This is a genomic window from Mycolicibacterium novocastrense, from assembly GCF_001570485.1.
Taxonomy (GTDB): domain Bacteria; phylum Actinomycetota; class Actinomycetes; order Mycobacteriales; family Mycobacteriaceae; genus Mycobacterium; species Mycobacterium novocastrense.
Window position 1 is genome coordinate 35,200 of record NZ_BCTA01000093.1, and the last position, 24,626, is coordinate 59,825.

The 24,626-nt window shown below is 67.6% G+C and carries 26 protein-coding genes; 8 read left to right on the forward strand and 18 right to left on the reverse strand.

From position 1 onward, the window contains the following. Positions 1–11: 11 nt before the first annotated feature. Both RMCN_RS27040 and whiB1 read left to right on the forward strand, forming a co-directional pair. Entirely contained in the window at positions 12–977 is a 966-nt protein-coding gene (locus tag RMCN_RS27040; RefSeq protein WP_067395822.1) for a diacylglycerol/lipid kinase family protein, read from the forward strand. 248 nt (positions 978–1,225) lie between these two features. After that, on the forward strand, positions 1,226–1,480 hold the full coding sequence (gene whiB1, locus RMCN_RS27045) for a transcriptional regulator WhiB1 (RefSeq protein WP_014208822.1): 255 nt from the start codon (positions 1,226–1,228) through the stop codon (positions 1,478–1,480). A 116-nt stretch (positions 1,481–1,596) separates the two neighbouring features. On the opposite strand, the gene RMCN_RS27050 is transcribed toward whiB1, so the two are convergent. Both RMCN_RS27050 and RMCN_RS27055 read right to left on the reverse strand, forming a co-directional pair. Further along, the gene (locus RMCN_RS27050; RefSeq protein ID WP_067395825.1) at positions 1,597–3,084 is read right to left on the reverse strand and encodes a two-component system sensor histidine kinase PdtaS; all 1,488 of its coding nucleotides are present in this window, start codon (positions 3,082–3,084) and stop codon (positions 1,597–1,599) included. A gap of 37 nt (positions 3,085–3,121) precedes the next feature. Next, positions 3,122–3,337, reverse strand: coding sequence for a biotin/lipoyl-binding carrier protein (locus RMCN_RS27055; protein ID WP_043414713.1), 216 nt, complete (start codon positions 3,335–3,337; stop codon positions 3,122–3,124). Positions 3,338–3,491: 154 nt separating this feature from the next. Here RMCN_RS27055 and RMCN_RS32165 point away from each other — a divergent pair, with 154 nt between their 5' ends. Continuing rightward, the gene (locus RMCN_RS32165; RefSeq protein WP_090355725.1) at positions 3,492–3,584 is read left to right on the forward strand and encodes a 50S ribosomal protein bL37; all 93 of its coding nucleotides are present in this window, start codon (positions 3,492–3,494) and stop codon (positions 3,582–3,584) included. Positions 3,585–3,608: 24 nt separating this feature from the next. On the opposite strand, the gene rsrA is transcribed toward RMCN_RS32165, so the two are convergent. Then, positions 3,609–3,914: a mycothiol system anti-sigma-R factor gene (gene rsrA / locus RMCN_RS27065; protein ID WP_064412463.1), complete on the reverse strand. Its 306-nt coding sequence runs from the start codon at positions 3,912–3,914 to the stop codon at positions 3,609–3,611. Further along, complete coding sequence (locus RMCN_RS27070) at positions 3,911–4,561, reverse strand: sigma-70 family RNA polymerase sigma factor (protein ID WP_174523695.1); 651 nt, start codon at positions 4,559–4,561, stop codon at positions 3,911–3,913. The genes rsrA and RMCN_RS27070 overlap by 4 nt, the downstream gene beginning before the upstream one ends. A gap of 319 nt (positions 4,562–4,880) precedes the next feature. On the opposite strand from RMCN_RS27070, the gene RMCN_RS27075 reads away from it, so the two are divergent. Continuing rightward, entirely contained in the window at positions 4,881–5,729 is an 849-nt protein-coding gene (locus RMCN_RS27075) for an SDR family oxidoreductase (protein WP_067395831.1), read from the forward strand. Here the strand turns inward: RMCN_RS27075 and RMCN_RS27080 are convergent, their stop codons facing one another. From RMCN_RS27080 to RMCN_RS27115, 8 genes are all read right to left on the reverse strand, one after another. Further along, entirely contained in the window at positions 5,730–6,479 is a 750-nt protein-coding gene (locus RMCN_RS27080) for a YqjF family protein (protein WP_067395834.1), read from the reverse strand. Between the two features lie 32 nt (positions 6,480–6,511). Further along, the gene (locus RMCN_RS27085; RefSeq protein ID WP_064412459.1) at positions 6,512–6,760 is read right to left on the reverse strand and encodes a hypothetical protein; all 249 of its coding nucleotides are present in this window, start codon (positions 6,758–6,760) and stop codon (positions 6,512–6,514) included. Further along, positions 6,757–7,620, reverse strand: coding sequence for an oxygenase MpaB family protein (locus tag RMCN_RS27090; RefSeq protein WP_064412458.1), 864 nt, complete (start codon positions 7,618–7,620; stop codon positions 6,757–6,759). The genes RMCN_RS27085 and RMCN_RS27090 overlap by 4 nt, the downstream gene beginning before the upstream one ends. Continuing rightward, positions 7,617–7,826, reverse strand: a complete 210-nt coding sequence (locus RMCN_RS27095; RefSeq protein ID WP_082680674.1) for a hypothetical protein — start codon at positions 7,824–7,826, stop codon at positions 7,617–7,619. The genes RMCN_RS27090 and RMCN_RS27095 overlap by 4 nt, the downstream gene beginning before the upstream one ends. A 117-nt stretch (positions 7,827–7,943) precedes the next feature. Continuing rightward, entirely contained in the window at positions 7,944–8,771 is an 828-nt protein-coding gene (locus tag RMCN_RS27100; protein WP_064412456.1) for an enoyl-CoA hydratase/isomerase family protein, read from the reverse strand. Next, positions 8,768–9,361 carry a TetR/AcrR family transcriptional regulator gene (locus tag RMCN_RS27105; RefSeq protein WP_067395839.1) on the reverse strand — a complete coding sequence of 198 codons (594 nt, stop codon included), beginning with the start codon at positions 9,359–9,361 and terminating at the stop codon, positions 8,768–8,770. The genes RMCN_RS27100 and RMCN_RS27105 overlap by 4 nt, the downstream gene beginning before the upstream one ends. Positions 9,362–9,402: 41 nt before the next feature. Continuing rightward, positions 9,403–10,935, reverse strand: coding sequence for a DUF7782 domain-containing protein (locus RMCN_RS27110; protein WP_067395842.1), 1,533 nt, complete (start codon positions 10,933–10,935; stop codon positions 9,403–9,405). Further along, positions 10,932–11,693, reverse strand: coding sequence for an SOS response-associated peptidase (locus RMCN_RS27115; RefSeq protein WP_201028973.1), 762 nt, complete (start codon positions 11,691–11,693; stop codon positions 10,932–10,934). The genes RMCN_RS27110 and RMCN_RS27115 overlap by 4 nt, the downstream gene beginning before the upstream one ends. Positions 11,694–11,737: 44 nt before the next feature. On the opposite strand from RMCN_RS27115, the gene aroA reads away from it, so the two are divergent. Together aroA and rsgA are read left to right on the forward strand one after the other, a co-directional pair. Beyond that, complete coding sequence (aroA, locus tag RMCN_RS27120) at positions 11,738–13,057, forward strand: 3-phosphoshikimate 1-carboxyvinyltransferase (RefSeq protein ID WP_067395845.1); 1,320 nt, start codon at positions 11,738–11,740, stop codon at positions 13,055–13,057. Beyond that, positions 13,054–14,043 (forward strand): ribosome small subunit-dependent GTPase A, encoded by a 990-nt coding sequence (rsgA, locus tag RMCN_RS27125; RefSeq protein ID WP_067395848.1) that lies wholly within the window; start codon positions 13,054–13,056, stop codon positions 14,041–14,043. The genes aroA and rsgA overlap by 4 nt, the downstream gene beginning before the upstream one ends. 278 nt (positions 14,044–14,321) lie before the next feature. On the opposite strand, the gene RMCN_RS27130 is transcribed toward rsgA, so the two are convergent. The 5 genes from RMCN_RS27130 to RMCN_RS27150 all read right to left on the reverse strand — a co-directional run bounded on the left by RMCN_RS27130 (position 14,322) and on the right by RMCN_RS27150 (position 20,572). Continuing rightward, entirely contained in the window at positions 14,322–15,575 is a 1,254-nt protein-coding gene (locus tag RMCN_RS27130) for a fatty acid desaturase family protein (RefSeq protein ID WP_067395850.1), read from the reverse strand. 69 nt (positions 15,576–15,644) lie between these two features. Next, positions 15,645–16,778 carry a ferredoxin reductase gene (locus tag RMCN_RS27135; protein WP_067395853.1) on the reverse strand — a complete coding sequence of 378 codons (1,134 nt, stop codon included), beginning with the start codon at positions 16,776–16,778 and terminating at the stop codon, positions 15,645–15,647. A 61-nt stretch (positions 16,779–16,839) separates the two neighbouring features. After that, positions 16,840–17,337: a DUF6912 family protein gene (locus RMCN_RS27140; RefSeq protein ID WP_067395855.1), complete on the reverse strand. Its 498-nt coding sequence runs from the start codon at positions 17,335–17,337 to the stop codon at positions 16,840–16,842. Positions 17,338–17,346: 9 nt separating this feature from the next. Continuing rightward, on the reverse strand, positions 17,347–19,101 hold the full coding sequence (locus RMCN_RS27145; protein ID WP_067395857.1) for a BCCT family transporter: 1,755 nt from the start codon (positions 19,099–19,101) through the stop codon (positions 17,347–17,349). 61 nt (positions 19,102–19,162) lie between these two features. After that, on the reverse strand, positions 19,163–20,572 hold the full coding sequence (locus tag RMCN_RS27150; protein ID WP_067395861.1) for a WS/DGAT/MGAT family O-acyltransferase: 1,410 nt from the start codon (positions 20,570–20,572) through the stop codon (positions 19,163–19,165). A gap of 200 nt (positions 20,573–20,772) precedes the next feature. Between RMCN_RS27150 and RMCN_RS27155 the strand changes: the two genes are divergently transcribed. Both RMCN_RS27155 and RMCN_RS27160 read left to right on the forward strand, forming a co-directional pair. After that, on the forward strand, positions 20,773–21,282 hold the full coding sequence (locus RMCN_RS27155; RefSeq protein ID WP_064412445.1) for an Rv3235 family protein: 510 nt from the start codon (positions 20,773–20,775) through the stop codon (positions 21,280–21,282). A 17-nt stretch (positions 21,283–21,299) separates the two neighbouring features. Then, entirely contained in the window at positions 21,300–21,770 is a 471-nt protein-coding gene (locus tag RMCN_RS27160; RefSeq protein ID WP_067396287.1) for an SRPBCC family protein, read from the forward strand. An 8-nt stretch (positions 21,771–21,778) separates the two neighbouring features. On the opposite strand, the gene secA is transcribed toward RMCN_RS27160, so the two are convergent. Next, positions 21,779–24,601 carry a preprotein translocase subunit SecA gene (gene secA, locus RMCN_RS27165; RefSeq protein ID WP_067395863.1) on the reverse strand — a complete coding sequence of 941 codons (2,823 nt, stop codon included), beginning with the start codon at positions 24,599–24,601 and terminating at the stop codon, positions 21,779–21,781. Positions 24,602–24,626: the final 25 nt, after the last annotated feature.

Below are 24,626 nucleotides of genomic sequence, written 5' to 3' on the forward strand. Positions count from 1 at the left end.
GCTCGGACCCCGTGCGCGCCGTGCTGATCGTGAACCCGAATGCGACGTCGACGACCCCGGCCGGCCGTGATCTGTTGGCCCATGCGCTGGAGAGCCGGGTGAAACTGACCGTCGTGCACACCGATCACCGCGGACATGCCATCGAGATCGCCCGCGACGCGGCGCGCGACGGCGTCGACGTGCTGATCGTGCACGGCGGCGACGGCACGGTGAACGAAGTGGTCAACGGCATTCTCGAGGTCGGCGGGCCCGGCGCCGCCGCGCCTGCGGTCGGCGTGGTGCCCGGGGGCTCGGCCAACGTGTTCGCACGGGCCCTCGGCATCAGCCCCGACCCCATCGAGGCGACCAATCAGCTGATCGACCTGCTGTCGGAGTACCGCCGCCGCAAGACGTGGCGCCGCATCGGGTTGATGGACTGCGGTGAGCGCTGGGGCGTGTTCACCGCCGGCATGGGCGTGGACGGCGACGTGGTAGCGGCGGTCGAGGCGCAGCGCGCCAAGGGACGCGCGGTGACGGCATCGCGCTACGTGCGCGTCGCCATCCGCGAGGTGCTGGCGAGCACCCGCAAGGAACCGTCGCTGACGGTGCATCTGCCCGACCGCGAACCGGTCGGCGGCGTCCACTTCGCGTTCGTGTCCAACGCCAGCCCCTGGACGTACGCCAACGCCAGGCCGGTGTGGACCAATCCGATGACGACGTTCGAGACGGGACTCGGACTTTTCGCCACGACCAGCATGAACGTGTGGGCAAACCTGATGCTGGTGCGGCGGATGCTGTCGAAGAAGGCCCGCATCCAGGCCAAGCATCTGGTCCGCGACGACGACCTGCCGTGGCTGCAGGTGACCAGCGAGGCGCCGGTCGCTTGCCAGATCGACGGCGACTACGTCGGATTACGTGATTCGATGATGTTCACCGCGGTTCCCGACGCGCTCGGCGTGTTGGCGCCCGCACCTGTAGAGGTCTCTGACCTGCGATGACAGCCTAACGGCGTAGAATTTCGGGCGCAGTTGGATCGAGTCTAGTACAGACGAGTGGGTGGCGTGCGAAGCCACCCGGCTAGTGACATTGCGCACTTGTTAACTCGCGAGTATTGACATCTGTCCAGCCTGTGAAAGCATCGAAGCAACGTTGCAGAAACATTCAATGTGCACGCGTTAAACAGCCGAAGAATATGCCGTGCGCCGTGCTGCGCACAGGTGACGTATCTGACGAGGAGTTTGATCTAATGGATTGGCGCCACAAGGCGGTCTGTCGCGATGAGGATCCGGAACTGTTCTTCCCGGTGGGGAACAGTGGCCCGGCGCTCGCTCAGATCGCTGACGCGAAGCTCGTCTGCAACCGCTGCCCGGTCACCACTGAGTGCCTGACCTGGGCTTTGGAGTCCGGACAGGATGCCGGTGTCTGGGGCGGTATGAGCGAGGACGAGCGTCGCGCACTCAAGCGTCGCAATGCTCGCACCAAGGCTCGCAGCGGAGTCTGAGCCCGACCCGAACCAAACATTTACGGCCCCGACATACGTCGGGGCCGTATCTTTGTGCAAATGCAATAGCGGCCGATTTGCGACGCGAATAGCCGATTTGCGAATTGCGAAGATTGCTACTGCGCGAGTCGGCGTTGCCGGCCCAGCGGCACCCGCAGCACCACATCAGTTCCGCCGGCCTGTCCCTCACGCATGCCCAGCGACCCGTCCAGTTCGGCCGACACCAGCGTCCGCACGATCTGCAGACCGAGCCGGTCGGACTTCTCCAGGCTGAACCCGTCGGGCAGTCCCCGGCCGTCGTCGTGAACGACCACATCCAGCCACCGGGCCGAGCGCTCGGCCCGGATTGTGACACTGCCCTCGCGCACGCCGGGGTCGAAGGCGTGCTCGATGGCGTTCTGCACCAGCTCGGTGATCACCATGATCAGCGCGGTGGCGCGGTCGGCGTCGAGCACACCGAGATCGCCCACACGATAGATGCGGATCGGGCTGTCAACGGCGGCGACATCGTTCATCATCGGCAGGATCCGGTCGACGACCTCGTCGAGGTTGACCTCCTCGTCCACCGACATCGACAGCGCATCGTGGACCAACGCGATCGATGACACCCGCCGCACCGATTCCATCAGCGCCTCGCGGCCTTCGTCGTTGTTGGTGCGCCGGGCCTGCAGGCGCAGCAGAGCCGCGACGGTCTGCAGGTTGTTCTTCACGCGATGGTGGATCTCGCGGATCGTGGCGTCCTTCGACAGCAGGGCGCGGTCGCGGCGCTTGACCTCGGTGACGTCGCGGATCAGCACCGCTGCCCCCACCGGTTTGCCGTGCACGACCAGCGGCAGCGTGCGCATCAGCACGGCCGCACCGCCCGCGTCGACCTCCATGCGCATACTCGATCCGCCGGCCAGCGAGTCGCGCACGTGGTTGGCCAGTTCCTGCGCCTCGAACGGGTCACCGATGAGCGGGCGCGTGACGGTGACCAGGTTGTGCCCGCCGAGCTCGGCGGCCAGGCCCATCCGGTGATAGGCCGAGATCGCGTTTGGGCTCGCGAAGGTGACCACCCCGGCCTCGTCGAGCCGGATGAACCCGTCGCCGACGCGCGGGCTCGAGCGCGACATCGCGATGTCCCCGACGTTCGGGAAGGTGCCCTCCGAGAGCATGTGCAACAGATCGCCGGCGCAATCGAGGTAGGCGGACTCCAGCGGGCTGGCCTTCCTGGACTCCAACGCGGTCTGGTGCGTCAGCACCGCGACCACCTCGTCCTTGTAGCGCACCGGAACCGCTTCCACGTTGAGTCCTGGCGAAACCTGTTGACCCGCACCGTCTCCCACGACGATTTCACCGGCCGTGAACGCCGTGGTGACGAGTGGCATCGCGTCGGCGTCGGCCAGCGTGGCGACCGCGTCGGCCAGCAGCACCGTCGGCGCGGTGTTCGGCCGCACCTGCGCCACGCAGACCAGGGCGCCGTCGTCGCGGCGTACCCACATCAGGTAGTCGGCGAAGGACAGGTCGGCGAGCAGCTGCCATTCGCCGACCACCGCGTGCAGATGGTCGACCGCGTTGCCGGGCAGCACGGTGTGCTCGGCGAGCAGATCACCGAGAGTGGACATCGGGGGCTACTTGCGGCGGCGGTTCACAACGCGCGGATCAGCTGATCACCGCGATGAGGTCGCCGGCCTGGATCACGTCGCCAACAGAGACGCTGACCTTGCTCACGGTGCCCGCCACCTCGGCCAGCACCGGAATCTCCATCTTCATCGACTCCAGCAGCACCAGGGTGTCCCCCTCGCCGATCTGATCGCCCTCGCTCACCACGACCTCGAGCACACTGGCCACGATCTCAGCGCGAACGTCCTCGGCCATCATCACCCCATTACTCTTCGCTGCTGTATGCGTTTCGGCCTACATCGAACCACACGACCGGCTTGTCAGCGCTGTCGCCGGGCCATGAGACAATGGTTCGAACGCGCCCGCCGAGTACGGGCCGAACAATCCCCAGAGCATTCGGAGGTACATCATGGCCAAGCGTGGCCGTAAGAAGCGTGACCGCAAGCACACCAAAGCCAACCACGGTAAGCGGCCCAACGCCGGTTCGAAGTCGGTGCGCTAACGCGCCCGGGCGTGATCCCCGGCGCTAACCGCGCCGGATGATGGTGGTGCGGCTGATCTCGATGCGCAGCCGCTCACGCAGGCTCTCCGGCGCTCTCTCGCCGCCGCACTTCTTCGCGATCAGCTGCTTGACCCGCTCCTCGACGCCGTAGTGGCGCAGGCATGCGGGGCACTCCTCCAGGTGATGGCGCAACTTGTCGCGCGTTTCGGGCGTGCATTCCCCGTCGAGCAGCGTCCACACCTCGGCGATCACCGCAGCGCATTCGGGATGCTCGGGGTCGATGGGACCGACGGGGGCCTGCCATCGCTCTTCGTCAGAGAACGAGCTCACGACGAGACCTCCTCGGGCGTGTCCATCTGCTGGCCCCGGATGAACCCGCGGTCGCGGGCCACACCGGCCAGCAGCTCGCGCAGCTGGCGCCTGCCCCGGTGCAGCCGGGACATCACCGTGCCTATCGGTGTGTCCATGATCTCGGCGATCTCCTTGTATGGGAAGCCCTCGACGTCGGCGTAGTAGACCGCCATCCGAAAGTCCTCGGGCAGCGCCTGCAGCGCTTCCTTGATTTCGTTGTCCGGCAGCGACTCGAGAGCCTCGACCTCGGCCGAGCGCAGTCCGGTCGAGGAATGCTCGGCGTTGGCCGCGAGCTGCCAGTCGGTGATCTCCTCGGTGGGGTACTCCGCCGGCTGACGCTGCTTCTTGCGGTAGCTGTTGATGTAGGTGTTGGTGAGGATGCGGTACAGCCAGGCCTTGAGGTTGGTGCCCTCCCGGAATGACCGGAAGCCGGCGTACGCCTTGACCATGGTTTCCTGCAACAGGTCCTCGGCGTCGGCGGGGTTGCGCGTCATCCGCAGCGCGCCGCCGTACAGCTGGTCGAGCAGCGGAATCGCGTCACGCTCGAAGCGCGCGGTGAGTTCGGCGTCGGTCTCCTGCGGTTCAGGAGCCGCCGCCGAATCTGTTGACCCGTCGGAGTCGGTCATGGTGGGGAACACCGTCCCTTCTGTCGCGGTGCCAGCGTACAAACCCGGTAGATCGACCGGCAGCACTGGAAAGTCCGTAGCCAGCGTTGGCACCTGACCCCCTTCGCTCATCCTAGAGGTTGAGACCGACAAGTTTTTTGGCCGCGAACTTCCGTCACATAGCGGCCACCGTCAATAACAGCAGCATCGGGCCCGATTGTTCCCGAATCCCGACGTGAGAGCGCCGCTTGCGCCCGTCTGCCGCGAAATGGCCTTCCAGCAGGAAAAGTTCGAGTGCGGACCTGTCGGAATGCCATTTCGCGGCGGTTAGGGTGAGGCCATGTCGCTCAACGGGAAGACCATGTTCATCTCCGGTGCGAGCCGCGGCATCGGCCTGGCGATCGCCAAGCGCGCCGCGGCCGACGGCGCCAACATCGCGTTGATCGCGAAGACTGCCGAACCCCATCCCAAGCTGCCCGGCACGGTGTACACCGCCGCCAAGGAGCTGGAGGGTGCCGGCGGTCAGGCGCTGCCGATCGTCGGCGATGTCCGCGACGGCGACTCGGTGGAGTCGGCGGTCGCCAAGACCGTCGAACAGTTCGGCGGCATCGACATCTGCGTCAACAACGCCTCGGCGATCAACCTCGGCTCGATCGAGGAGGTCCCGCTGAAGCGGTTCGACCTGATGAACGGCATCCAGGTCCGCGGTACGTATGCGGTGTCACAGGCCTGCATCCCGCACATGAAGGGCCGCGACAATCCGCACATCCTGACGCTGTCGCCGCCGATCCGGATGGAGTCGCAATGGCTCAAGCCGACTGCGTACATGATGGCGAAGTTCGGTATGACGTTGTGCGCGTTGGGAATCGCCGAGGAGATGCGAGCCGCTGGCATCGCGTCGAACACGCTGTGGCCCCGCACGATGGTGGCGACCGCGGCCGTGCAGAACCTGTTGGGCGGTGACGAGGCGATGGGGCGCGCGCGGAAGCCCGACGTCTACGCCGACGCGGCGTACGTGATCCTCAACAAGCCCGCCCGCGAGTACACCGGGCAGACCCTGCTGTGCGAGGACGTCCTTCTGGAGTCCGGGGTGAACGACCTGTCGGTGTACGACTGCGTGCCCGGTGCCGAATTGGGCGTCGACCTGTGGGTGGACACCCCCAACCCGCCGGGATACGCGGGCCCCTGATCAGGCGACGACGCATGGGCGGCCGAACCGGGCCTGGACGCCCGTGGTGAACAGCGCCCGCAGCATCGGGCCCGCGGGGGTGACGCCGGCGGCGGTGACGAGATCGTCGCGCAGGTAAGTGATCTCGGCGGCGCACAGCGGCCACGGGTCGTGTTCGTTGGGCACCCACCAGGTGCGGCCGGCCTTGCGGGTGTGCGCACCCCAGCGCGCGGTCAGCCACACCTCCAGCGGTGTCGGCGTCACTTCGTCGCCGACCCGCACGCTGACCACGCTGCGCAATCCGCGGTGCGGCCACCGCCGCTCGCTGGTGTAGGTGATGATGTCCGCCGACCTGTCGATACGCATCTTCGCCCAGGTGTAGGGAATGCCGAGGGTCAGGCGCAGGGTGGGCACGACCGCCAACCGCGCGGTCTCCAACGAACGGAACACCACGCCGTGACGGCCGGACTCGTCGATCGAGTACAGCCGGACGTTCGTCTCGGCGAAGGTGCCGAGGTACGGCAGCGGAATCACCCGCCCGATCGTCGTGTCACGCATCTGAAAGGGCACCAGGCCGACATAGGTGAAGCCGTCGCTGAAGACATCGGGGCGGGTGCCCGCCGGGTACAGCGACGTGACCGCATCGGGTCGCACCGGCCAGTGCACGAAAGTGAGGTCGCACCAACGTTGTTCGGAGAAGACCGGCCGCGGCACCGCTTCGGGCACGACGGGATATCCCGCGAGTGCGTCATCGTCCGGCCAGCCCCTCATCGGCTCATCGTGACATCGCCCTCAACGATGCGTCAGGGAACGCAGAGTTCGATGCCCAACAGGTTCGCCGGCCAGAACACCGCCGTCACCATGAACGCGCCGATGTCGGACCCGGCCGGAATCCGCGTGCGCAGCGCGGCGTCGATCAGCTGCACCTGCTCGGCGTCGAAGAAGGCCCATATCAGCCCGATCACCAGGTACGGGATCGACAGCCACATGCCGGCCTCGATCATCGCCTCGACGCTGACCCGGCGACTGAGCAGGCGGCGCAACCCCGTCATACCAGCGCCTTGCGCGTACGGACCCGGCGGCGCACGTCGGCGAGCAGCACGTAGCTGCCGCCCTGGCGCAGGAACACCGGCATGAACCTGTTGACGAAAGCGACTGTGAGGAAGAGCCATTCGAACAGGAACTGGTGAAACCCGCTCCACCGCAGGCCCATCTGCTCACGGAACACCGGAGCGAGGAATCCGGCTGTCAGAAACTTCAGCAACGGCCGGAACGGCAGGCCCAGTAGCGGGTTGATCATGCGCAGATTGAGCATGTGCATCAGGTGGTCACGGACCCGGTCGTCGATCTTGACCCGCTCGCACGCGGTTCGCCAGTAGTCGTCGAACTCGGCGCGCGTCGGCGGCCACTGATCTTCGGTGACCTGCAGGGTGGTGCCCAGTGGCCATGCGGAGCGGTAGAACTGCTCGGCCTGCTGTGGTGTCATCTCACCGCGCAGTAGCTGATAGGTGTCCTCCAGCCCGACGAAAAGGCAAGCCGCCACCCACATCTGCAGGTCGCGATCGAAGGCGTTGTACCGCACGGGGCTCTCGGCGGTCGACTTGACGTGGCGGTGCGCGGTGTTGACCGCCTCCCGGAAGGCCGCGCGGTCATCGGGAGTCCCCAGCACCGAGACGGCGAGGTACTGGAACGTCGTGCGCGCCCGCTTCCACGGGTGTTTGAGCAGGTTCCCCGAATCGACCTTGCTTTCGGCGACGCCGTAACCGACCTCCGGCCAGGACAGCTGCATGACGACGTTGGCGGCGCCGCCGGCGAACGCCCAGAAGTCCATCGCGTCCCCGGCGGTCACGTCGGCCTCGGGGTCCCATCGGGCGGTGCGTCGTCGAACGGAGATGCGGTAGCGGTCGGTCATCCGACACACACCGCCGAGAAGACCAGCGCCGGCCAGAACGCGACCGAACCGACCACCTGGATCAGCCAGGTCAGCCCACTGCCGTCCAGCCTGTCCAGGCGCAAGGCGGTCCAGCCGATGCCGACGACGACGTAGGGCGCGGCGAGGATGAGCCCGGTGCCGATCCATTCAGCGAGGGTCATCTCGAAGCTCAGAAGCTTCCTCACCGCACTGACCACACTCGACCCCCTCACTCGACCTACCCGCACTATGTTAATGCCCATTCCGAGCTGATCAGGCAAATGCGGTGAAACCGAGCATAGGCCGTGGATACCGAGGCAGCCTCAGGAGAGCATCGAACGCACGCTGTCGGCGAACGCCGCGGTGGTGAAGCACGCGGGCTCGGCGAACTCCTCCAAGGTGAGGGCATCGGACCAGTCGGCGTCGGCGGCCGCCCGCAGCAACGGCTTGCTCATCGCGACGGCGTGCGGCGGGAGCGCGGCAATGCGCGAACACCACTCGTCGGCGACCTCGAGCAGACGGTCGTGTTCGACGACCTCCTGCACCAGGCCGAGCCGCAGCGCTTCGCGGGCGTCGATGTGTTCGCCGCGCAGGTAGTAGGCGAGCGCACCCTGGTAACCCAGGCGCCGGGTCAGGGCCCAACTGGTGCCGACCTCGGGAATCAGCCCCAGGTTGGCGAAGGCGGGCACCACGACGGCACGTTCGCTGGCGATCACGAGGTCGCAGGTCAGCGCCCAGGCCAGCCCGACGCCGGCCGCTGCTCCGTTGAGCGCGGCGACGAAGATCGTGTCGGATCCGGCGATCAGCCGCGCGATGCCGCCGAACTCACGGCGAATCCAGCGCCAGATATCGGCCGCGCCCTCCGGTGCGCCGAGTTGGTCGATCGCGGCGTCCATCATGCGTAGGTCGCCGCCGGCGCTGAAGCCGGGGTCCGCGCCGGTGAGCACCACCGAACGGATATCCGGGTCGGCATCGAGGTCGGTCAGCGCCCGTCGCAGTTGGCGCACCAACGGCGCGGACAGCACGTTGAGCCGTCGCGGCTCGTCGAGCGTGACGACGGCCCTGTCCCCTCGGTGCTCGACGCGCACCCGAGGCGGCGCGTCGGCCTCGTCGCCGCTGGCCACCATGGTCCGGTACAGCGAATCGGTCATGACGGATCCTCCTCGATGTCGTTGGTGCGCAACGCCTTCCACGCAGCGTCGGCAAAGGTCTCGATTGTTTGCGGTGGTATCCGCCTGGCCGCCCCGGCGATCCAGTATCGGCTGTACTCCTGGGCGGGGCCGAGCCACAACGCTGCGGTCACCCCGACCCGCATCGGCTGCAGCGCGCCGTAACCGTGATGCGGACGCCACCAGTCGCGGATGGTCGCGAAAAAGGTCTCGTTGTGTGATCGCAGTTCTGCACTGTCGAGCCTGGGGCCGAGCAGTAGGCCGGCCTCGTTGCGATGCGTCGAAACCCACCGCAGGTGATAGGCGACACCGCCGCGGATGCCGCCCTCGGCGGTGTCGTGTGCGCGCAGCATCGTGAGGAACCCGGCCTGGTACTCGGCGAGCACCTCGGCGAAGACGGCGGTGGCGAGCGAAAGCTTGTCGGGGAAATGGTGATACAGCGCGCCGACACTCACCTCGGCTTCACGGCGAACCTCGTCGAGGGTGGCCGAGAGAGCGCCGTCGGCCGCGAACCGGCGGCGCGCGACGGCGAGCAACCGGCTCCGCGCATCGGGGCGCGTACGCGAGGGCACGAGGATTACTCTAATCGAACCGAGGAATCCTCTGTCAAGGGTCAGTGGGCCTGGAAGAGGATGCCCCGCCCCACCGCCTCCCGCACGACCGGCAGCGCGGCCCCCGCCAGGGCGTCGGCGTCGACACCGTGAACGGTTGCGAGCAGGTCGATCAGCGTTCCCAGCGGCACCTCGCCCCGGCATCCGGCCAACAGCGCTCGGCCGATCTCGTCGACGCCGATGACCGCACCGGGCCCACCGGGGCGACGCACGGCCGCACCGACGATCTGCCAACCGTCGGGCCCCGGCAGCGACTGCTCCTCGAGGAAGACCGGCGCCGTCGACAGCCTCGCGGCAAGCAACTGCTCGTCGGTGGTGTCGTGCAGGTACTCCCGGCGCGCGAAGAACGCGTCGACCTCATCGCCGGTGAGGGCCTCGTCCGCGCCGGTGATCTCCTCGAGGACATGCTCAGGCGCGCGGCGCTCACCGGATCGTGGTGCGCGCAAGGCGATCACACCCATGCCGATGCCGGTGATGCCCTCATCGGCGAACCAGTCGAGCCACTGCCCTCCGCGGCGCGCCGCCCGCTCCGGGTCCTCCCCGGCGTCGGCGGTCCACAACGACACATAGCTGACCGGGTCGGCGAGTTCACGCTGCACCACCCACGCGTGCAACCCGGTGCCCGCCAACCAACTTCGCACCCGGTCGCGCCAGTCGTCCCGACGAACGATCCAGTTGGCCATGATCAGCGCCGTACCCCCGGGCTCCAGATGAGCACCAATGTGCTCGATGAGGTTGTGACACAAGGCGTCCCCGGCGACTCCCGAGTCGCGGTAGAGGTAGTCGCGGTAACCCTGCCCCACCACGAACGGCGGATTGGAGACGACGAGGTCAAAGCGCTCCCCGGCGACCGGCTCAAACAGGCTGCCGCGCCGCAGATCCCAGGACATGTCGTTGAGGCGCGCAGTCACCGCCGCCAGTGCGAGTGCCCGGTCGTTGGTGTCGGTGGCCACGATGTGCGCGCAGTGCCCGTTGAGGTGGAGCGCCTGCACTCCGCAGCCTGTACCGAGGTCGAGCGCGCGGGCGACCGGCTTGCGCACGACCGCGCGGGCCAGCGAGACCGACGCACCGCCGATGCCCAGGACGTGGTCCCGGCGCACGGGCCCCGAACGCATCGAGGCGTCCAGGTCGGAGACGACGAAGAAGTCGTTGGCGCCGTCGCTGTGGGGTCGCAGGTCCAGGGCGGCGCGCACGGTGCCCTCGGCCGCCCATTCCAGAACGCCGTTGGCCACCAACTCGTCGATGTCGACGGATGCGAGCGCGAGGGCGACGTGCTCGGCGGGTTCGGCCGAGCCCAGCAGGAACAGACGCACCAGTACCGCCAGGCGTCGCTGCTGTGCTGTCCCGCTGCGCAGCACGCGGTCGGTGGCCCGCAGCGCCGGCCACCACACTCCCCTGGCGAACGCGGCATCAGCGTCGTGACCGAGCAGAGCGGCCACCCCGTCGATGCTGTAACCCGCGCTGCGCAGGTCGGCGGCCAGCGCGTCGATGACGGCGACGGAGTGCAGCGGCCCGGACGAATCCGGCTGCGTCAAAGCAGGGTGCCTTGTCCGGCCGAGGGTTCGACGGGCTCGATCAACTCCGGGCCGTTGTTACGGACGCTGTTCACCAGCCGGGACACCTCGCGGATCTCGATGCGGTCGAGGTCTCCGTGGCCGCGCAACAGCCCCTCGTCGATCGGCGCGTCGGGGTCCAACCAGCGGTCCCAGTCGCGCTCGCTGACGGTCAGCGGCATCCGGTCGTGGATCTCGGCCAGCGGACCAGCGGCGTCGGTGGTGATGATCGTGCAGCTGAGCAGCGGGTTGGCGTCCTTGGGCGCGTCTTTCGGCCGCCACGTCGACCACAACCCCGCCATGAACAGCGGCTCACCGTCGCCCGCGTACATGAAGAAGGGCGTCTTGGCGCCTCGCTCGCCCTGCCACTCATACCAGCCGTCCATCGGCACCAGGCAGCGCTTGTTCTTGGCCGAGTTACGGAAGGCCGGCGACGTGGTCAGCTTGTCCGAGCGCGCGTTGATCAGCAACGGCCCCTTGGTCTCGGGGCTGCCGTCCTCTTTGGCCTTCACCCACGGCGGCACCAGGCCCCAGCGCATCGACCGCAGCCGCCGGGTGGCTTCGTCGTCGGGTTCGCTGTGGCGCTTGACCACGGTGCTGACGGTCGTGGTCGGGGCGACGTTGTAATTCGGCGCCGACGCATCCTTACCGCCGGCAGAGGCCGCCGTCGTCTCGTCGATCGCCTTGATCTTCTCGGCCAGTAGCGCCGGGTCCGTGGTCACCGCGAAACGTCCACACATGAATCCCATGGTGGCACGGCGAGCCGACAGGGGAAGATGGAGCAGTGAGCGCGTCCGGACACCACCAAGGCAAGGCCTGGCCTGCACCGTCGACGACAACTCCAGTGCATGCCACCGTCACCGTGCCCGGCTCGAAATCGCAGACGAACCGGGCGCTGCTGCTGGCGGCGCTGGCCACGGCCAACGGCGATTCCACGATCAGCGGGGCGTTGCGCAGCCGCGACACCGACCTGATGATCGGGGCGCTGACCGCGCTCGGCGTGACGGTCGAGGGTCACGCCGACGAACTGTCCGTCAGCGGCCGGATCGCACCGAGCGACGGGGCGCGCATCGACTGCGGACTGGCCGGCACGGTGTTGCGGTTCGTGCCGCCGGTGGCCGCCCTGGGCACGGCCACGGTCGTGTTCGACGGTGATGAACAGGCCCGCGCCCGCCCCATCGCGCCCCTACTGGACGCGTTGCGCGGCCTCGGGGTCGACATCGACGGCGAGGGCCTCCCCTTCTCGGTGCGGGGCACCGGATCGGTCACCGGCGGAACGGTGGAGATCGATGCCTCGGCGTCGTCCCAGTTCGTTTCGGGCCTGCTGCTGTCGGGGGCGGGCTTCCGCGACGGGCTGACCGTCGTGCACACCGGCGGCTCGGTGCCCTCCGCACCGCATGTGGCGATGACGGTCGCGATGCTGCGCGACGCCGGAGTCGACGTCGACGACAGCCGCGACAACCGATGGCGGGTGTCTCCGGGGCCGGTGGCTGCCCGGCATTGGGACATCGAGCCCGACCTGTCCAACGCGGTGCCGTTCCTGGCGGCGGCGGTGGTCAGCGGGGGCAGCGTGCGGTTGATGGGCTGGCCGCGGGTGAGCACGCAACCGGCCGACACGATCGTGTCGATCTTGACGAAGCTGGGATCCGTTGTGCAACACGGTGATACATACCTCGAAGTGGGTGGCGCCCAAGTGTACGGCGGTATCGACGTCGATCTGCACGAGGTCGGTGAGCTCACACCCGCCGTCGCTGCGCTGGCCGCCCTGGCCTCCCCCGGCTCGGTGTCGAAGCTGTCGGGCATCGCACATCTGCGTGGACACGAGACGGACCGGCTCGCGGCACTGTCGGCGGAGATCAACGGTCTCGGCGGTCAGTGCGAGGAGACCGAGGACGGACTGGTGATCACCGCCCGACCGCTGCACGGCGGGCTGTGGCGGTCGTATGCCGACCACCGGATGGCCACCGCGGGCGCGATCGTGGGGCTTCGGGTGCCGGACGTCGCGGTCGAGGACATCGACACCACCGCCAAGACGTTGCCCGGTTTCCCGCAGTTGTGGGCCGACATGCTCGCGGGGCAGACGGCGGAGGTCGACCCCGCTTGAGCCGACGCGAGTACGACGAGTCCGATGTCCGGGTGCGGCCCGGCCGAGGCTCGCGGCCGCGGACCAAGATTCGTCCTGAGCACGCCGACGCGCAAGAAGCGATGGTGGTGACGGTCGACCGTGGGCGGTGGGGGTGCGCGCTCGGCGGGGACCCCGGCCGCCGCGTGGTCGCGATGCGCGCCCGTGAGCTGGGCCGCACCCCGATCGTCGTCGGCGACGAGGTCGGCATCGTCGGTGATCTCTCGGGCCGGCCCGACACGCTGGCCCGCATCGTGCGCCGCGGCGATCGACGAACCGTGTTGCGCCGCACCGCCGATGACACCGACCCGACGGAGCGTGTGGTGGTCGCCAATGCCGATCAGCTGTTGATCGTCGTCGCGCTGGCCGATCCGCCGCCGCGCACAGGGTTGGTCGAGCGCGCGCTGATCGCGGCCTACGCCGGTGGGCTGCAGCCGATCCTGTGCCTGACCAAGACGGATCTCGCGCCGCCGCAACCGTTTGCGGCGCAGTTCGCCGATCTCGATCTGACGATCACCACCGCCGGCCGCGACGATCCGCTCGACGCCGTGGCCTCGATGCTGGCGGGACGGGTCACCGTTCTGCTCGGCCATTCGGGGGTCGGGAAGTCGACGTTGGTGAATCGTCTTGTCCCCCAGGCTGAACGGGCCACCGGCGAGGTGACCGATGTTGGGAAGGGCAGACATACGTCGACCCAGTCGGTGGCGCTGCCGCTGGAACTGGGCGGGTGGGTGATCGATACGCCCGGTATCCGGTCGTTCGGATTGGCGCACATCGAACCCGACGATGTGCTGCTGGCCTTTTCGGATCTGGCCGAGGCGATCAAGGACTGCCCCCGCGGATGCGGGCACATGGGTCCGCCCGCCGACCCGGAGTGCGCGCTGGACACATTGAGCGGCGCCGCAGTGGACCGCGTCGCCGCGGCGCGCAGACTGCTGGCCGCGCTGCACGAGTCGGCGGCCTACTGATCACTCTCCGCGCGAGCGTGCGCGTCTACACACGACACGCCGACGATAATCGACACTTTACGCACTCTCGCACTCGACGACAGTGCGCAAAGCAAGTCGCTCCGGCTCACGCCACAACCGAACATGCCACTCTCAGAGGCTTCCGATCGGGCTTCCGAGTCGGCCGCCCGAGTCGGCCTTACCCGCGGGCGCACGTTCACCGCGCCGCGAGCGTGCACAAACTCACGAAAATCAGCGGTGTGTCGTGTGCAGACGCGCACGCTCGCGCCAAATGGAAGTTAGGCCGCGCGCTGAATCCGGGCCTGCTCGCGGTTGGCGCGCTTCTCGAGACGACGTGCGCGCACGGCCGCGATCGACGACTTGAGACCACGCCGCTGGGCCGGCTCCAGTTCGGCGAACATCCGCTCGCTGCGCGTCTCCGGCGCATCGTCGGCGGTGTCGCGCAGATACTTGTCCGGCAGCGACAGCTTGGCGATGGTCCGCCACGTCTTGCCGTACTGCACCAGGAACGAACCGGTCGTGTAGGGCAGGTCGTATTTGTCGCACACCTGCCGCACCCGCACCGAGATCTCGTGCAGCCGGTTACTCGGAAGGTCCGGGTACAGATGGTGCTCGATCTGGTGGCACAGGTTGCCGCTCATGAACCGCAGCACCGGACCATTCTCGAAGTTGGCGCTTCCGAGCATCTGGCGCAGATACCACTGGCCCTTGCTCTCACCGGCCATGTCGGTCTTGGTGAATTTCTCTGCGCCGTCAGGGAAGTGGCCGCAGAAGATGACCGCATTCGACCAGACATTGCGGATCACGTTCGCTACCGCATTGGCCGTCAGCGTCGACCGGAATGTCGCTGCGGGCGACAGCGAGGTCAATGCGGGGTAGGCGACGTAGTCCTTGACCACCTGCGCGCCCGCCTTGGCGGCGAACTCCCGCGCCCGGGTCTTGCTTTCGTCGCGATTGTCCCTGCCCTTGAAGATCTTGCCCAGCTCCACGTGCTGCAGACCGACGCCCCACTCGAAGCCGAGCGCGAGAATCGTGTTGTAGAGCAGGTTTCCGAGGTTGAACGGCTTCCACTTCGTGTCCCGGGTGACCCGCAACAGCCCGTAGCCCACGTCGTCGTCCATGCCCAGGATGTTGGTGTACTTGTGATGCATGAAGTTGTGGGTGAAGCGCCAGTGCTTGGACGAGCCACTCATGTCCCACTCCCACGTCGAGGAGTGAATCTCGGGATCGTTCATCCAATCCCACTGGCCGTGCATGACGTTGTGGCCGATCTCCATGTTCTCGATGATCTTGGCCACGCCCAGGGTGACGGTTCCGGCCCACCAAGCCGAGCGGCGTGAACTCGCGGCCAGCATCAGGCGGCCAGCGACCTCCAGCGCACGCTGGGCCGCGATGGTGCGACGGATATAGCGCGCATCGCGCTCACCGCGGGAGTCTTCGATGTCCTGCCGGATCGCGTCCAGTTCCACAGCCAGACTCTCGATATCCGCATCAGTCAGATGCGCGAATTCGGGAACGTCGGTTATTGCCATCGTCAAGCCTCCTCTCGTGCGCCTACGCTACCGTAACCTACGTACCCGTAGGTTACCAGCCAGTAAACCTCAGACATCGAGCACACAATCGCCCGATGCGGCAGACACACACGTCTGCACCCGGCTGCCCGGCTCGTGCTCGACACCGGTGCGCAGGTCGCGGACGTGTCCCTCGACGAGGCCCACCACACATGACTGGCAGATACCCATCCGGCAGCCGAACGGCATCTGCACACCGACCTGCTCCCCGGCCTCCATCAGCGGCGTCGCGGCGTCCACCGTGGCCGTCTTGCCGCTGCGCGCGAACTCGACGGTGCCGCCCTGCCCGTGCACGGCCGCCTTGGACACCGCGAAGCGCTCGAGGTGCAGGCGTTCAGCGAGCCCGGCGGCCGACCAACAGCGCTGGGCGGCATCGAGCATGCCCTCGGGACCACACGCCCAGGTCTGTCGTTCACGCCAGTCGGGGACCTCGTCGTCGAGACGCGACAGGTCCAGTCGGCCCTGGCTGCGCGTCGCGCGGGTCCGCAGTCGGTAACCGTCGTGCGCACGGGTCAGGTCGGCGAGTTCCGAAGCGAACATGACATCGGATTGCGTTGGCGCAGAATGCAAGTGGACGATATCGGTGATCTGGTCACGCCGAGCCAGCGTCCGCAGCATCGACATCACCGGCGTGACACCGGAGCCGCCGGTGAGGAACAGCACCTTGGGCGGGGCCGGGTCGGGCATCACGAAGTTGCCCTGCGGCGCGGCCAGCCGCACGATCGTGCCCGGCGCCAGTCCGTCCACCAGATGCGTCGACAAGAACCCTTCGGGCATGGCCTTGACAGTGATGGTGATGGTTCGGGCGGTGCGCGACGGTGCCGAGGTCAGGGAATAGGACCGCCAGCGCCAGCGACCGTCGATCTGCACGCCGATCCCGATGTACTGGCCGGGCTGGTAATCGAACGAGAAACCCCATCCCGGCTTGATCACCAGCGTCGCGGAGTCCTCGGTCTCGCGCCGGACGCCGAGCACCCGGCCGCGCAGCTCGCGCGCCGACCACAACGGGTTGGCAAGTTTGAGGTAGTCGTCGGGCAGCAGCGGCGTGGTGATTCGCCCCACGATCGTGCGTAGCGCATGTAAGCCCGGATTCTTGGTCCCGGCGACCGTCGGCCGCACCGTGTCGACGACGTTGGCCGACACCTTGATGGAGTTCTTGGCCATGAACCTACGGTACCGTAACCTACGCTTCCGTATCCAGCCGAGATGACGGCCGATGCGCGGATCAGAGCAGTTCGAGCAGGAACGGCAGTTCCTGCGGCGCGTACCAGGCCAGGTCGTGGTCCTGGGCATCCCCGACGACGAAGTCGGCATCCTCGTCGCCGAGATCCGCCTCGTCGACGGCCTCGATCGCCGCCAACACCGCGGACTCGGCGTCGGCATTGTCGACATACGCGGCGATGACGTCCTCGAAGGCGACCGGACCGGCCAGCCGCACCACCGCGTCGTCGAGATCGGGCCGCGGCGTCACGCCGTCGACCTCGGCCTCCACCACCACGCGCCGCGGCGGCAGCTCCCCCACTCCGTCACCGGCGAGCAGTCGCAGCGATGCCAGCGCGGCCTCCCGGCGCGCGACCTCGGCGAGTTCTTCGTCGTCGCCCTCGGCGTAGGACTCACGCAGGGCCGGCGTCAGCGCGAACGCCGTACCGCTGCGGGCATGCAGCAACCGCTCGGCCACGAGCTGCTGCAGCATGGTCAGGGTCGCGGGGATGTAGACGCGCACCAGGCGAGATTAGTCGTCAGGCGACTTTTCGCTCGCCGGATCCTTTTCCACCGAGATGACGAAGTCGTCACCGTGCTCGGTGACGCCCTGGATGACCGCGGTGTCGACGGCCTCCCTCGCGTATTGCCTGCGGACCATCAGCGGGTCGCGGCGCAGGTCCTTGACCAGCCCCACCGCCATGCCGACCATCACGACCACGAACGGCAGCGCCGCGATGATGGTGATGGTCTGCAACCCGGTCAGGGCGTCCTCCCCGCCGACCAGCAGCATCACCGCGGCCACGGCGCCGGTGGCCACACCCCAGAAGATCACGGTGGCTCTACCGGGTCTGATCGTGCCGCGCTCGGACAGCGATCCCATCACCACCGACGCCGCATCCGCGCCGGAGACGAAGAAGATCGCCACCAGCAGCATCACCAGCACACTGGCGATCGCCGCGATCGGATACTGGTCGAGCAAGCCGAACAGCTGGGCCTCGATGCTGCCTTCACCGGCGAGGTCGGTGCCCTCCTCCTGCACACGGATCGCCGAACCGCCGAACACCGCGAACCACACCAGCGACACCAGGCTGGGCACCAGCAACACGCCGGTGACGAACTGACGGATGGTGCGGCCCCGTGAGATCCGCGCGATGAACATGCCGACGAACGGCGTCCACGACACCCACCACGCCCAGTAGAAGATCGTCCACGACTGCAACCACTCGTTGACGTCGGCGCCTTCGGCGCCGGTGCGCGCGGACATCATCGCAAAGTCGGCCATGTAGCTGCCCAGCGATGTCGGCAACAGGTTGAGTATGAAAACCGTTGGCCCGACGACGAATACGAAGCAGGCGAGCACCATCGCCAGCACCATGTTGATGTTGGACAACCACTGGATGCCGCGCGCAACCCCGGAGACCGCTGACAGCACGAACGCCATCGTCAGCACCGTGATGATGACGATGAGGACGGTGTTGCCGGTTTCTCCGATACCGCCGACGATCTGCAGACCGCTGCGGATCTGCAGCGCACCCAACCCGAGTGAGGCGGCCGAGCCGAACAGCGTGGCGAAGATCGCCAGCATGTCGATGACCTTGCCCCACGGCCCGTTGGCGTGCGCGCCCAGCAGCGGTTCGAACGCCGCGCTGATCAGCTGCAGCCGACCCTTGCGGTAGACGCCGTAGGCGATCGCCAGCCCGACCACCGCGTAGATCGCCCACGGGTGCAGCGACCAGTGGAACAGCGTGGTGGCCATCGCGGTCTGCACGGCCTCCGGATTGCCTGGCTCGCCGGTGCCCGGTGGCGGTGTCGCGAAGTGCGAAAGCGGTTCGGCGACCCCGAAGAACATCAGCCCGATGCCCATGCCGGCGCTGAACATCATCGCGACCCACGACACCCCGTGGAACTCGGGTTCCTCGTCGTCGCGACCCAGCGGGATTGCGCCGAAGCGGCCGATGGCGAGCCACAGAATGAAGACCACGAAACCGGAGGCCGTCAACACGAACAGCCACCCGGTGTTGTCCATCACCCACGTCAGCGCACTGCCCGACGCCGATGCCAGCGATTCGGTGCTGACGAAGCCCCACACCAAAAACGCGATGGCGATGACGGCGGTGACCCCGAAGACGATCCAATCCACCCCGCGCGACCGGGTGATGGCGTCATCTCCTGGCGGCAGATCCAGCGCCGGGTGGGGCACGACGGAATCGGTCGGCGATTCGAGCGCGCGCCGCGTCGCGGTCCTGGAGTTTCCTGGCGTCTCGTTCTCTGCGCTCGTCGTCATGGTGACCCAATTCGACCCCGCCGGCGGCGAGAGAGTCAATCCCGCAAACGCACGGTCGGTGTTAGTGGGCCGCCTCTAGCAGTTCTTCCAGCGATTCGCGCAGCAGACTCGGCAAAACATCGACGTCGCTCATGGCGTCGCGGTCGGCATTGATGCCGAAGTAGACCATGCCGTTGTAGGACGTCACCCCCAGCGCCAGCACCTGGTTGCTCAACAGCGGCGGCACCGCGTAGGTCTCCAGCAGTTTGGTGCCCGCGATGTACATCTGATGCTGCGCGCCCGGCACGTTGGTGATCAGCAGGTTGAACTGGCGCGCCGAGAACGTGGTGGCCACCCGGATGCCCATGGCGTGCAGGGTCGGCGGAGCGAATCCCGACAGGGTCACGATGGTTCTCGCGTCGACCAGGCTCGAGGCGGTGGATGCCGACTCGGTGGCGTGCGCGATCTGCGAGAGCCGCACCACCGGGTTGCCCTCCCCGACGGGAAGGTCGACGAGGAACGGCGTCACCTCGCTGATGGCCTGGCCCGGGCCAGTCGCGTCGAGTTCGGCATCCGGATACACCGACATGGGCGCCATCGCCCGCACCCGCGCCGTGGATGTCACCGGTTCACCGCGCGACATCAGCCAATTACGCAACGCACCGGCCACCACGGCCAGCACCACGTCGTTGACGTCGCAGTCGTAGCGGGCGCGCACGGTGCGGAAGTCCTCGAGTTGCCCGCAGGCGACCGTGAATCGCCGGTTGCGCGACACGGTGGTGTTCAGCGGACTGTTCGGCGCGGTGCCGCGCGCCACGGTGCGGGCCACTTCGAGGGCCCGCCGGCCCATGTCGACCAACTGGCCCGCGTTGGTCGCGACGTCGACGACGGCGGAGCGGACCGCACCGATCTGCTCGGCCGGCCGCATGATCCACTCGCCGAGCGCACCGAGCAGCAACTGTCGATCGCTGGGCTCGCGCAACGGAATCCAGATGTCCTCGCCGAACTCGGGCGGCTTCTGGGTGCGGTCGGCGATGACGTGGCCGATCTCGAGGGCCGTCATTCCGTTCACCAGCGCCTGGTGGGATTTCGTATAGATCGCCAGGCGATTCTTGGCCAGGCCTTCGATCAGGTACATCTCCCACAGCGGCCGCGACCGGTCCAGTGGCCGCGAACCCAGCCGTGCGATGAGTTCGTGCAACTGGGCGTCGCTGCCCGGAGACGGCAGTGCGGAGCGACGGATGTGATAGGTGATGTCGAAGTCGCGGTCGTCCACCCACACCGGGCGCGCCAGGCCCAGCGTCACCTCACGAACCTTCTGCCGGTAGCGGGGTATCTGCGGCAGCCGCTGTTCGACGGTGGCCAGCAGGGCTTCGTAGCTCAGGCCGCCGCGGGGTTTGCGAAGGATCGACAGCGAACCCACGTACATCGGCGTCGACGTGTTCTCCAGGTGGTAGAACGACGCGTCCGCCGTCGACAACCGGGTGACCATCGCGACGTCGTCCCTCCCCTGTACTGCCGCGGCGCGACCGCGTGCGTCGAAGTCCCCGCCACGCTATAGGCAAACCCTGCGGATGCGCATCACGGGCGCCTATCGCTGTCTGTGGGCCACCGCGGGCCGTGCGATCATGGTGGTGTCTGCCACTCTCCAGCAGACGGGTCCTGTCTCGTCGAGTAGCTGGAGAACGCGTTGTGACATCATTTTGCACCCCTGCCGAGGCTGCGCTGGTGGCGCCCGTCATCGACTGTGAACCACCACCTCTCGGTGCCGTCGCCTGTCCACCACCGTCGCCGAAAGCGTTGCGGCGCCGAACATCCGGCAGGCCAGGCACCGGACCGGGCAAGCGGCATCCGCAACGGCCGGTGCCGATCCCCGCGGAGCCGGCCCCGCCGCGCGCCGCGGTCGTATTCGCCGATGCGGCGTTACGCCGCGTGCTCGAGGTGATCGACCGGCGTCGTCCGGTGGCGCAGTTGCGCCCGCTGTTGGCGCCGGGGCCGATCGAAACCGTGCTCGCGATGACCCGGCATCCGCAGTCGACCGTCGCCACCCTGCGCCGGGTGAGGGTGCGCGTCACCGATGACGAGGGTCCGGCCGCGGAGGTATTCGGCACTTACAGTCGCGGACAGCGCATCCGCGCGATCGCGGCGCGCATCGCGTTCGACGGACGACGCTGGCGGGTGGTCGCGCTGCAGATCGGGTGAGCGCTAGCCTGCTCGGCGTGCAGGGAAACTCGATCAGCGTGCAGCGTGTCATCAAGGCGTCCCCGGCCGCGATCTTCGCGTTGCTCGCCGACGCCGGCAGGCACCCGGCATTCGACGGCTCGGGCACTGTCGCTCACACCCCCGGCGAGAAGTCCCAACCTCTTTCCGCCGGTGCGACATTCGGCATGGCGATGCGCGGAAAGCCAGAGTCGCTGTTCGTTCCGTACCGGACCACCAACACCGTCGTCGAATTCGAACCCGACCGCCGCATCGCGTGGAAGACGACGATGGGCCCCCTCGGGCTGATCGGCGGGCGCATCTGGCGCTACGAACTCGAACCGAACCCCGAGGGCACGCTGGTGCGCGAAACCTGGGACATATCCGAGGACCGGCAACGCCTGCTGCTCAAAAGGGGCGGGACACCCAAACAGGCCGAGGACGGGATGCGGGCCACGCTGGGCCGGATCGCCGCCCTCGTCGAGACCTGACACCAGAGCTAACGCCTGCGCATCGCCTTCTGCTCGCGGGCCTGCTGGCGCGCGGCTTCTCGCCGCTGCTTGCGGGTGCCGCCGCTGGGCGCCGCAGGACGTGGCGCACCGCTGCCGTTGCCGGACCGCTGCACCTCGGCCGAGCCGTCCTCCGACGGCCCGGTGTAGGTCAGCGGACGCGACTCGTCGTCGATTCCCTTGGCGCGCAGGCCGGTTCCGGTGGGCCGTTCCTTGGTCGCCACACCACCCTGTGCCTGCGCGGCGGCGGCCTCGGCGAACTCGGTGAGACCCGACGGTGTGGCGATCGGTGCGACGGCGGGCTGCGGCGCGGGTTCGACCGCGACGTTGAACAGGAACCCGACCGACTCCTCCTTGAGTCCCTCGAGCATGCCGATGAACATGTCGTAGCCCTCGCGCTGGTACTCGACGAGCGGATCGCGCTGTGCCATCGCGCGCAGGCCGATGCCCTCCTTGAGGTAGTCCATCTCGTAGAGATGTTCGCGCCACTTGCGGTCGAGCACGTTGAGCAGCACGTTGCGTTCGAGCTGGCGCATCGCGCCCTCGCCCGCGATCTCCTCGATCTGCTTCTCCCGCTCGGCGTAGGCGCGGTCGGCGTCGGCGATCAACGCCTCGAGCAGCTCCTCGCGGGTCAACTCGCCGGGCTCACCGATGGCGTCGGAGTCGATCAGGTCGTGGTGGTCGATGCCGACGGGGTAGAGCTGCCGCAGCGCGGTCCAGAGCTGTTCGAGATCCCAGTCCTCGGAGTAGCCTTCGGCGGTGGCGCCGTCGACGTAGGCGGTGATCACGTCGACGAGCATGTTGCGGGCCTGTTCGGCGAGGTTCTCGCCCTCCAGGATGCGCCTGCGCTCCTCGTAGATGACCACGCGCTGCTTGTTCATCACCTCGTCGTACTTGAGGACGTTCTTGCGGACCTCGAAGTTCTGCTGCTCCACCTGCGTCTGCGCGCTCTTGATGGCGCGGGTGACCATCTTGGCCTCGATCGGCACGTCGTCGGGCAGGTTGAGCCGGGTCAGCAGCGCCTCCAGGGTGGCGCCGTTGAACCGTCGCATCAGCTCGTCGCCCAGCGACAGGTAGAACCGGGATTCGCCGGGGTCACCCTGACGCCCGGAGCGGCCGCGCAGCTGGTTGTCGATACGGCGGGATTCGTGCCGTTCGGTGCCCAGCACGTACAGGCCGCCCGCGGCGATCACGTCTTCGGCCTCGCGCGCGCACTCGGCCTTGACCGCGGACAGCGTCTCGTGCCAGGCCTTCTCGTACTCCTCGGGCGTCTCCACCGGGTCCAGGCCACGTTCGCGCAACCGCTTGTCGGTGAGGAAGTCGGGGTTCCCGCCGAGCACGATGTCGGTACCGCGGCCCGCCATGTTCGTCGCGACGGTGATCGCGCCCAGCCGGCCGGCCTCGGCGATGATCGAGGCCTCCTGCTCGTGGTACTTCGCGTTGAGCACGTTGTGCGGGATACGGCGCTTGGTGAACTGGCGCGACAGGTATTCCGAACGCTCCACGCTGGTGGTGCCGATCAGGACGGGCTGGCCCTTTTCGTAGCGCTCGGCGACGTCGTCGACGACCGCGATGTACTTGGCCTCTTCGGTCTTGTAGATCAGGTCGGACTGATCGGCGCGGATCATCGGCTTGTTGGTCGGGATGGGCACCACGCCGAGCTTGTAGATCTCGTGCAGCTCGGCCGCCTCGGTCTGCGCGGTGCCGGTCATGCCGGCCAGCTTGTCGTAGAGGCGGAAGTAGTTCTGCAGCGTGATCGTGGCCAGCGTCTGGTTCTCGGCCTTGATCTCGACGCGCTCCTTGGCCTCGATGGCCTGGTGCATGCCCTCGTTGTAGCGACGGCCCACCAGCACGCGGCCGGTGAACTCGTCGACGATGAGCACGTCACCGTCGCGCACGATGTAGTCCTTGTCGCGCTGGAACAGCTCCTTGGCCTTCAGCGCGTTGTTCAGGTAGCTGACCAGCGGCGAGTTGGCCGCCTCGTAGAGGTTGTCGATGCCCAGCTGATCCTCGACGAACTCGACGCCGAGTTCGTGCACGCCGACGGTGCGCTTGCGGATGTCGACCTCGTAGTGGACGTCTTTCTCCATCAGCGGCACGATCCGCGCGAACTCGGTGTACCACTGCGACGCGCCGTCGGCGGGGCCGGAGATGATCAGCGGGGTGCGGGCCTCGTCGATGAGGATGGAGTCGACCTCGTCGACGATCGCGAAGTTGTGCCCGCGCTGGACCAGGTCGGCCAGGGAGTGCGCCATGTTGTCGCGCAGGTAGTCGAAGCCGAACTCGTTGTTGGTGCCGTACGTGATGTCGGCGGCGTAGGCGGTGCGGCGCTGGTCCGGGGTCATCTGCGCGAGGATCACGTCGACCTCCAGGCCGAGAAACCGGTGCACACGGCCCATCCACTCGGCGTCGCGCCTGGCCAGGTAGTCGTTCACGGTGACGATGTGCACGCCCTTGCCGGACAGCGCGTTGAGGTAGGCCGGGAGCACACCGGTCAGCGTCTTGCCTTCACCGGTCTTCATCTCCGCGACGTTGCCGAAGTGCAGCGCCGCGCCGCCCATCAACTGCACCTTGAACGGCTTCTGGTCCAGCACCCGCCAGGCCGCCTCGCGCGCGACGGCGAACGCCTCGGGCAGCAGGTCATCGAGGCTTTCGCCGCCCTCCACGCGCTTCTTGAACTCGTCGGTCTTGGCCCGCAGTTCAGCGTCGGTCAGCTTCTCGACATCGCCTGCCAGGGAGTCGACGTAGTCGGCCACCCCCTTGAGGCGTTTGACCATCCGGCCCTCGCCGAGACGCAGCAACTTTTGCAGCACGCTAGTTCCCCTATGGGTTTGGAAG

Bases quoted from the DNA above. Each gene is read 5' to 3' on its own strand.
- whiB1 (WP_014208822.1), top strand. From the start codon at position 1,226: ATGGATTGGCGCCACAAGGCGGTCTGTCGCGATGAGGATCCGGAACTG.
- RMCN_RS27085 (WP_064412459.1), bottom strand. From the start codon at position 6,760: ATGACGGGGTTGCGCCGCCTGCTCAGTCGCCGGGTCAGCGTCGAGGCG.
- RMCN_RS27080 (WP_067395834.1), bottom strand. From the start codon at position 6,479: ATGAGGGGCTGGCCGGACGATGACGCACTCGCGGGATATCCCGTCGTG.
- RMCN_RS27135 (WP_067395853.1), bottom strand. From the start codon at position 16,778: ATGGCCAAGAACTCCATCAAGGTGTCGGCCAACGTCGTCGACACGGTG.
- RMCN_RS27150 (WP_067395861.1), bottom strand. From the start codon at position 20,572: ATGGTCACCCGGTTGTCGACGGCGGACGCGTCGTTCTACCACCTGGAG.
- RMCN_RS27055 (WP_043414713.1), bottom strand. From the start codon at position 3,337: ATGGCCGAGGACGTTCGCGCTGAGATCGTGGCCAGTGTGCTCGAGGTC.
- RMCN_RS27075 (WP_067395831.1), top strand. From the start codon at position 4,881: ATGTCGCTCAACGGGAAGACCATGTTCATCTCCGGTGCGAGCCGCGGC.
- RMCN_RS27050 (WP_067395825.1), bottom strand. From the start codon at position 3,084: ATGTCCACTCTCGGTGATCTGCTCGCCGAGCACACCGTGCTGCCCGGC.
- RMCN_RS27070 (WP_174523695.1), bottom strand. From the start codon at position 4,561: ATGACCGACTCCGACGGGTCAACAGATTCGGCGGCGGCTCCTGAACCG.
- RMCN_RS27100 (WP_064412456.1), bottom strand. From the start codon at position 8,771: ATGACCGATTCGCTGTACCGGACCATGGTGGCCAGCGGCGACGAGGCC.
- RMCN_RS27145 (WP_067395857.1), bottom strand. From the start codon at position 19,101: ATGACGACGAGCGCAGAGAACGAGACGCCAGGAAACTCCAGGACCGCG.
- RMCN_RS27115 (WP_201028973.1), bottom strand. From the start codon at position 11,693: ATGTGTGGACGTTTCGCGGTGACCACGGACCCGGCGCTACTGGCCGAG.
- RMCN_RS27090 (WP_064412458.1), bottom strand. From the start codon at position 7,620: ATGACCGACCGCTACCGCATCTCCGTTCGACGACGCACCGCCCGATGG.
- RMCN_RS27130 (WP_067395850.1), bottom strand. From the start codon at position 15,575: ATGGCAATAACCGACGTTCCCGAATTCGCGCATCTGACTGATGCGGAT.
- RMCN_RS32165 (WP_090355725.1), top strand. From the start codon at position 3,492: ATGGCCAAGCGTGGCCGTAAGAAGCGTGACCGCAAGCACACCAAAGCC.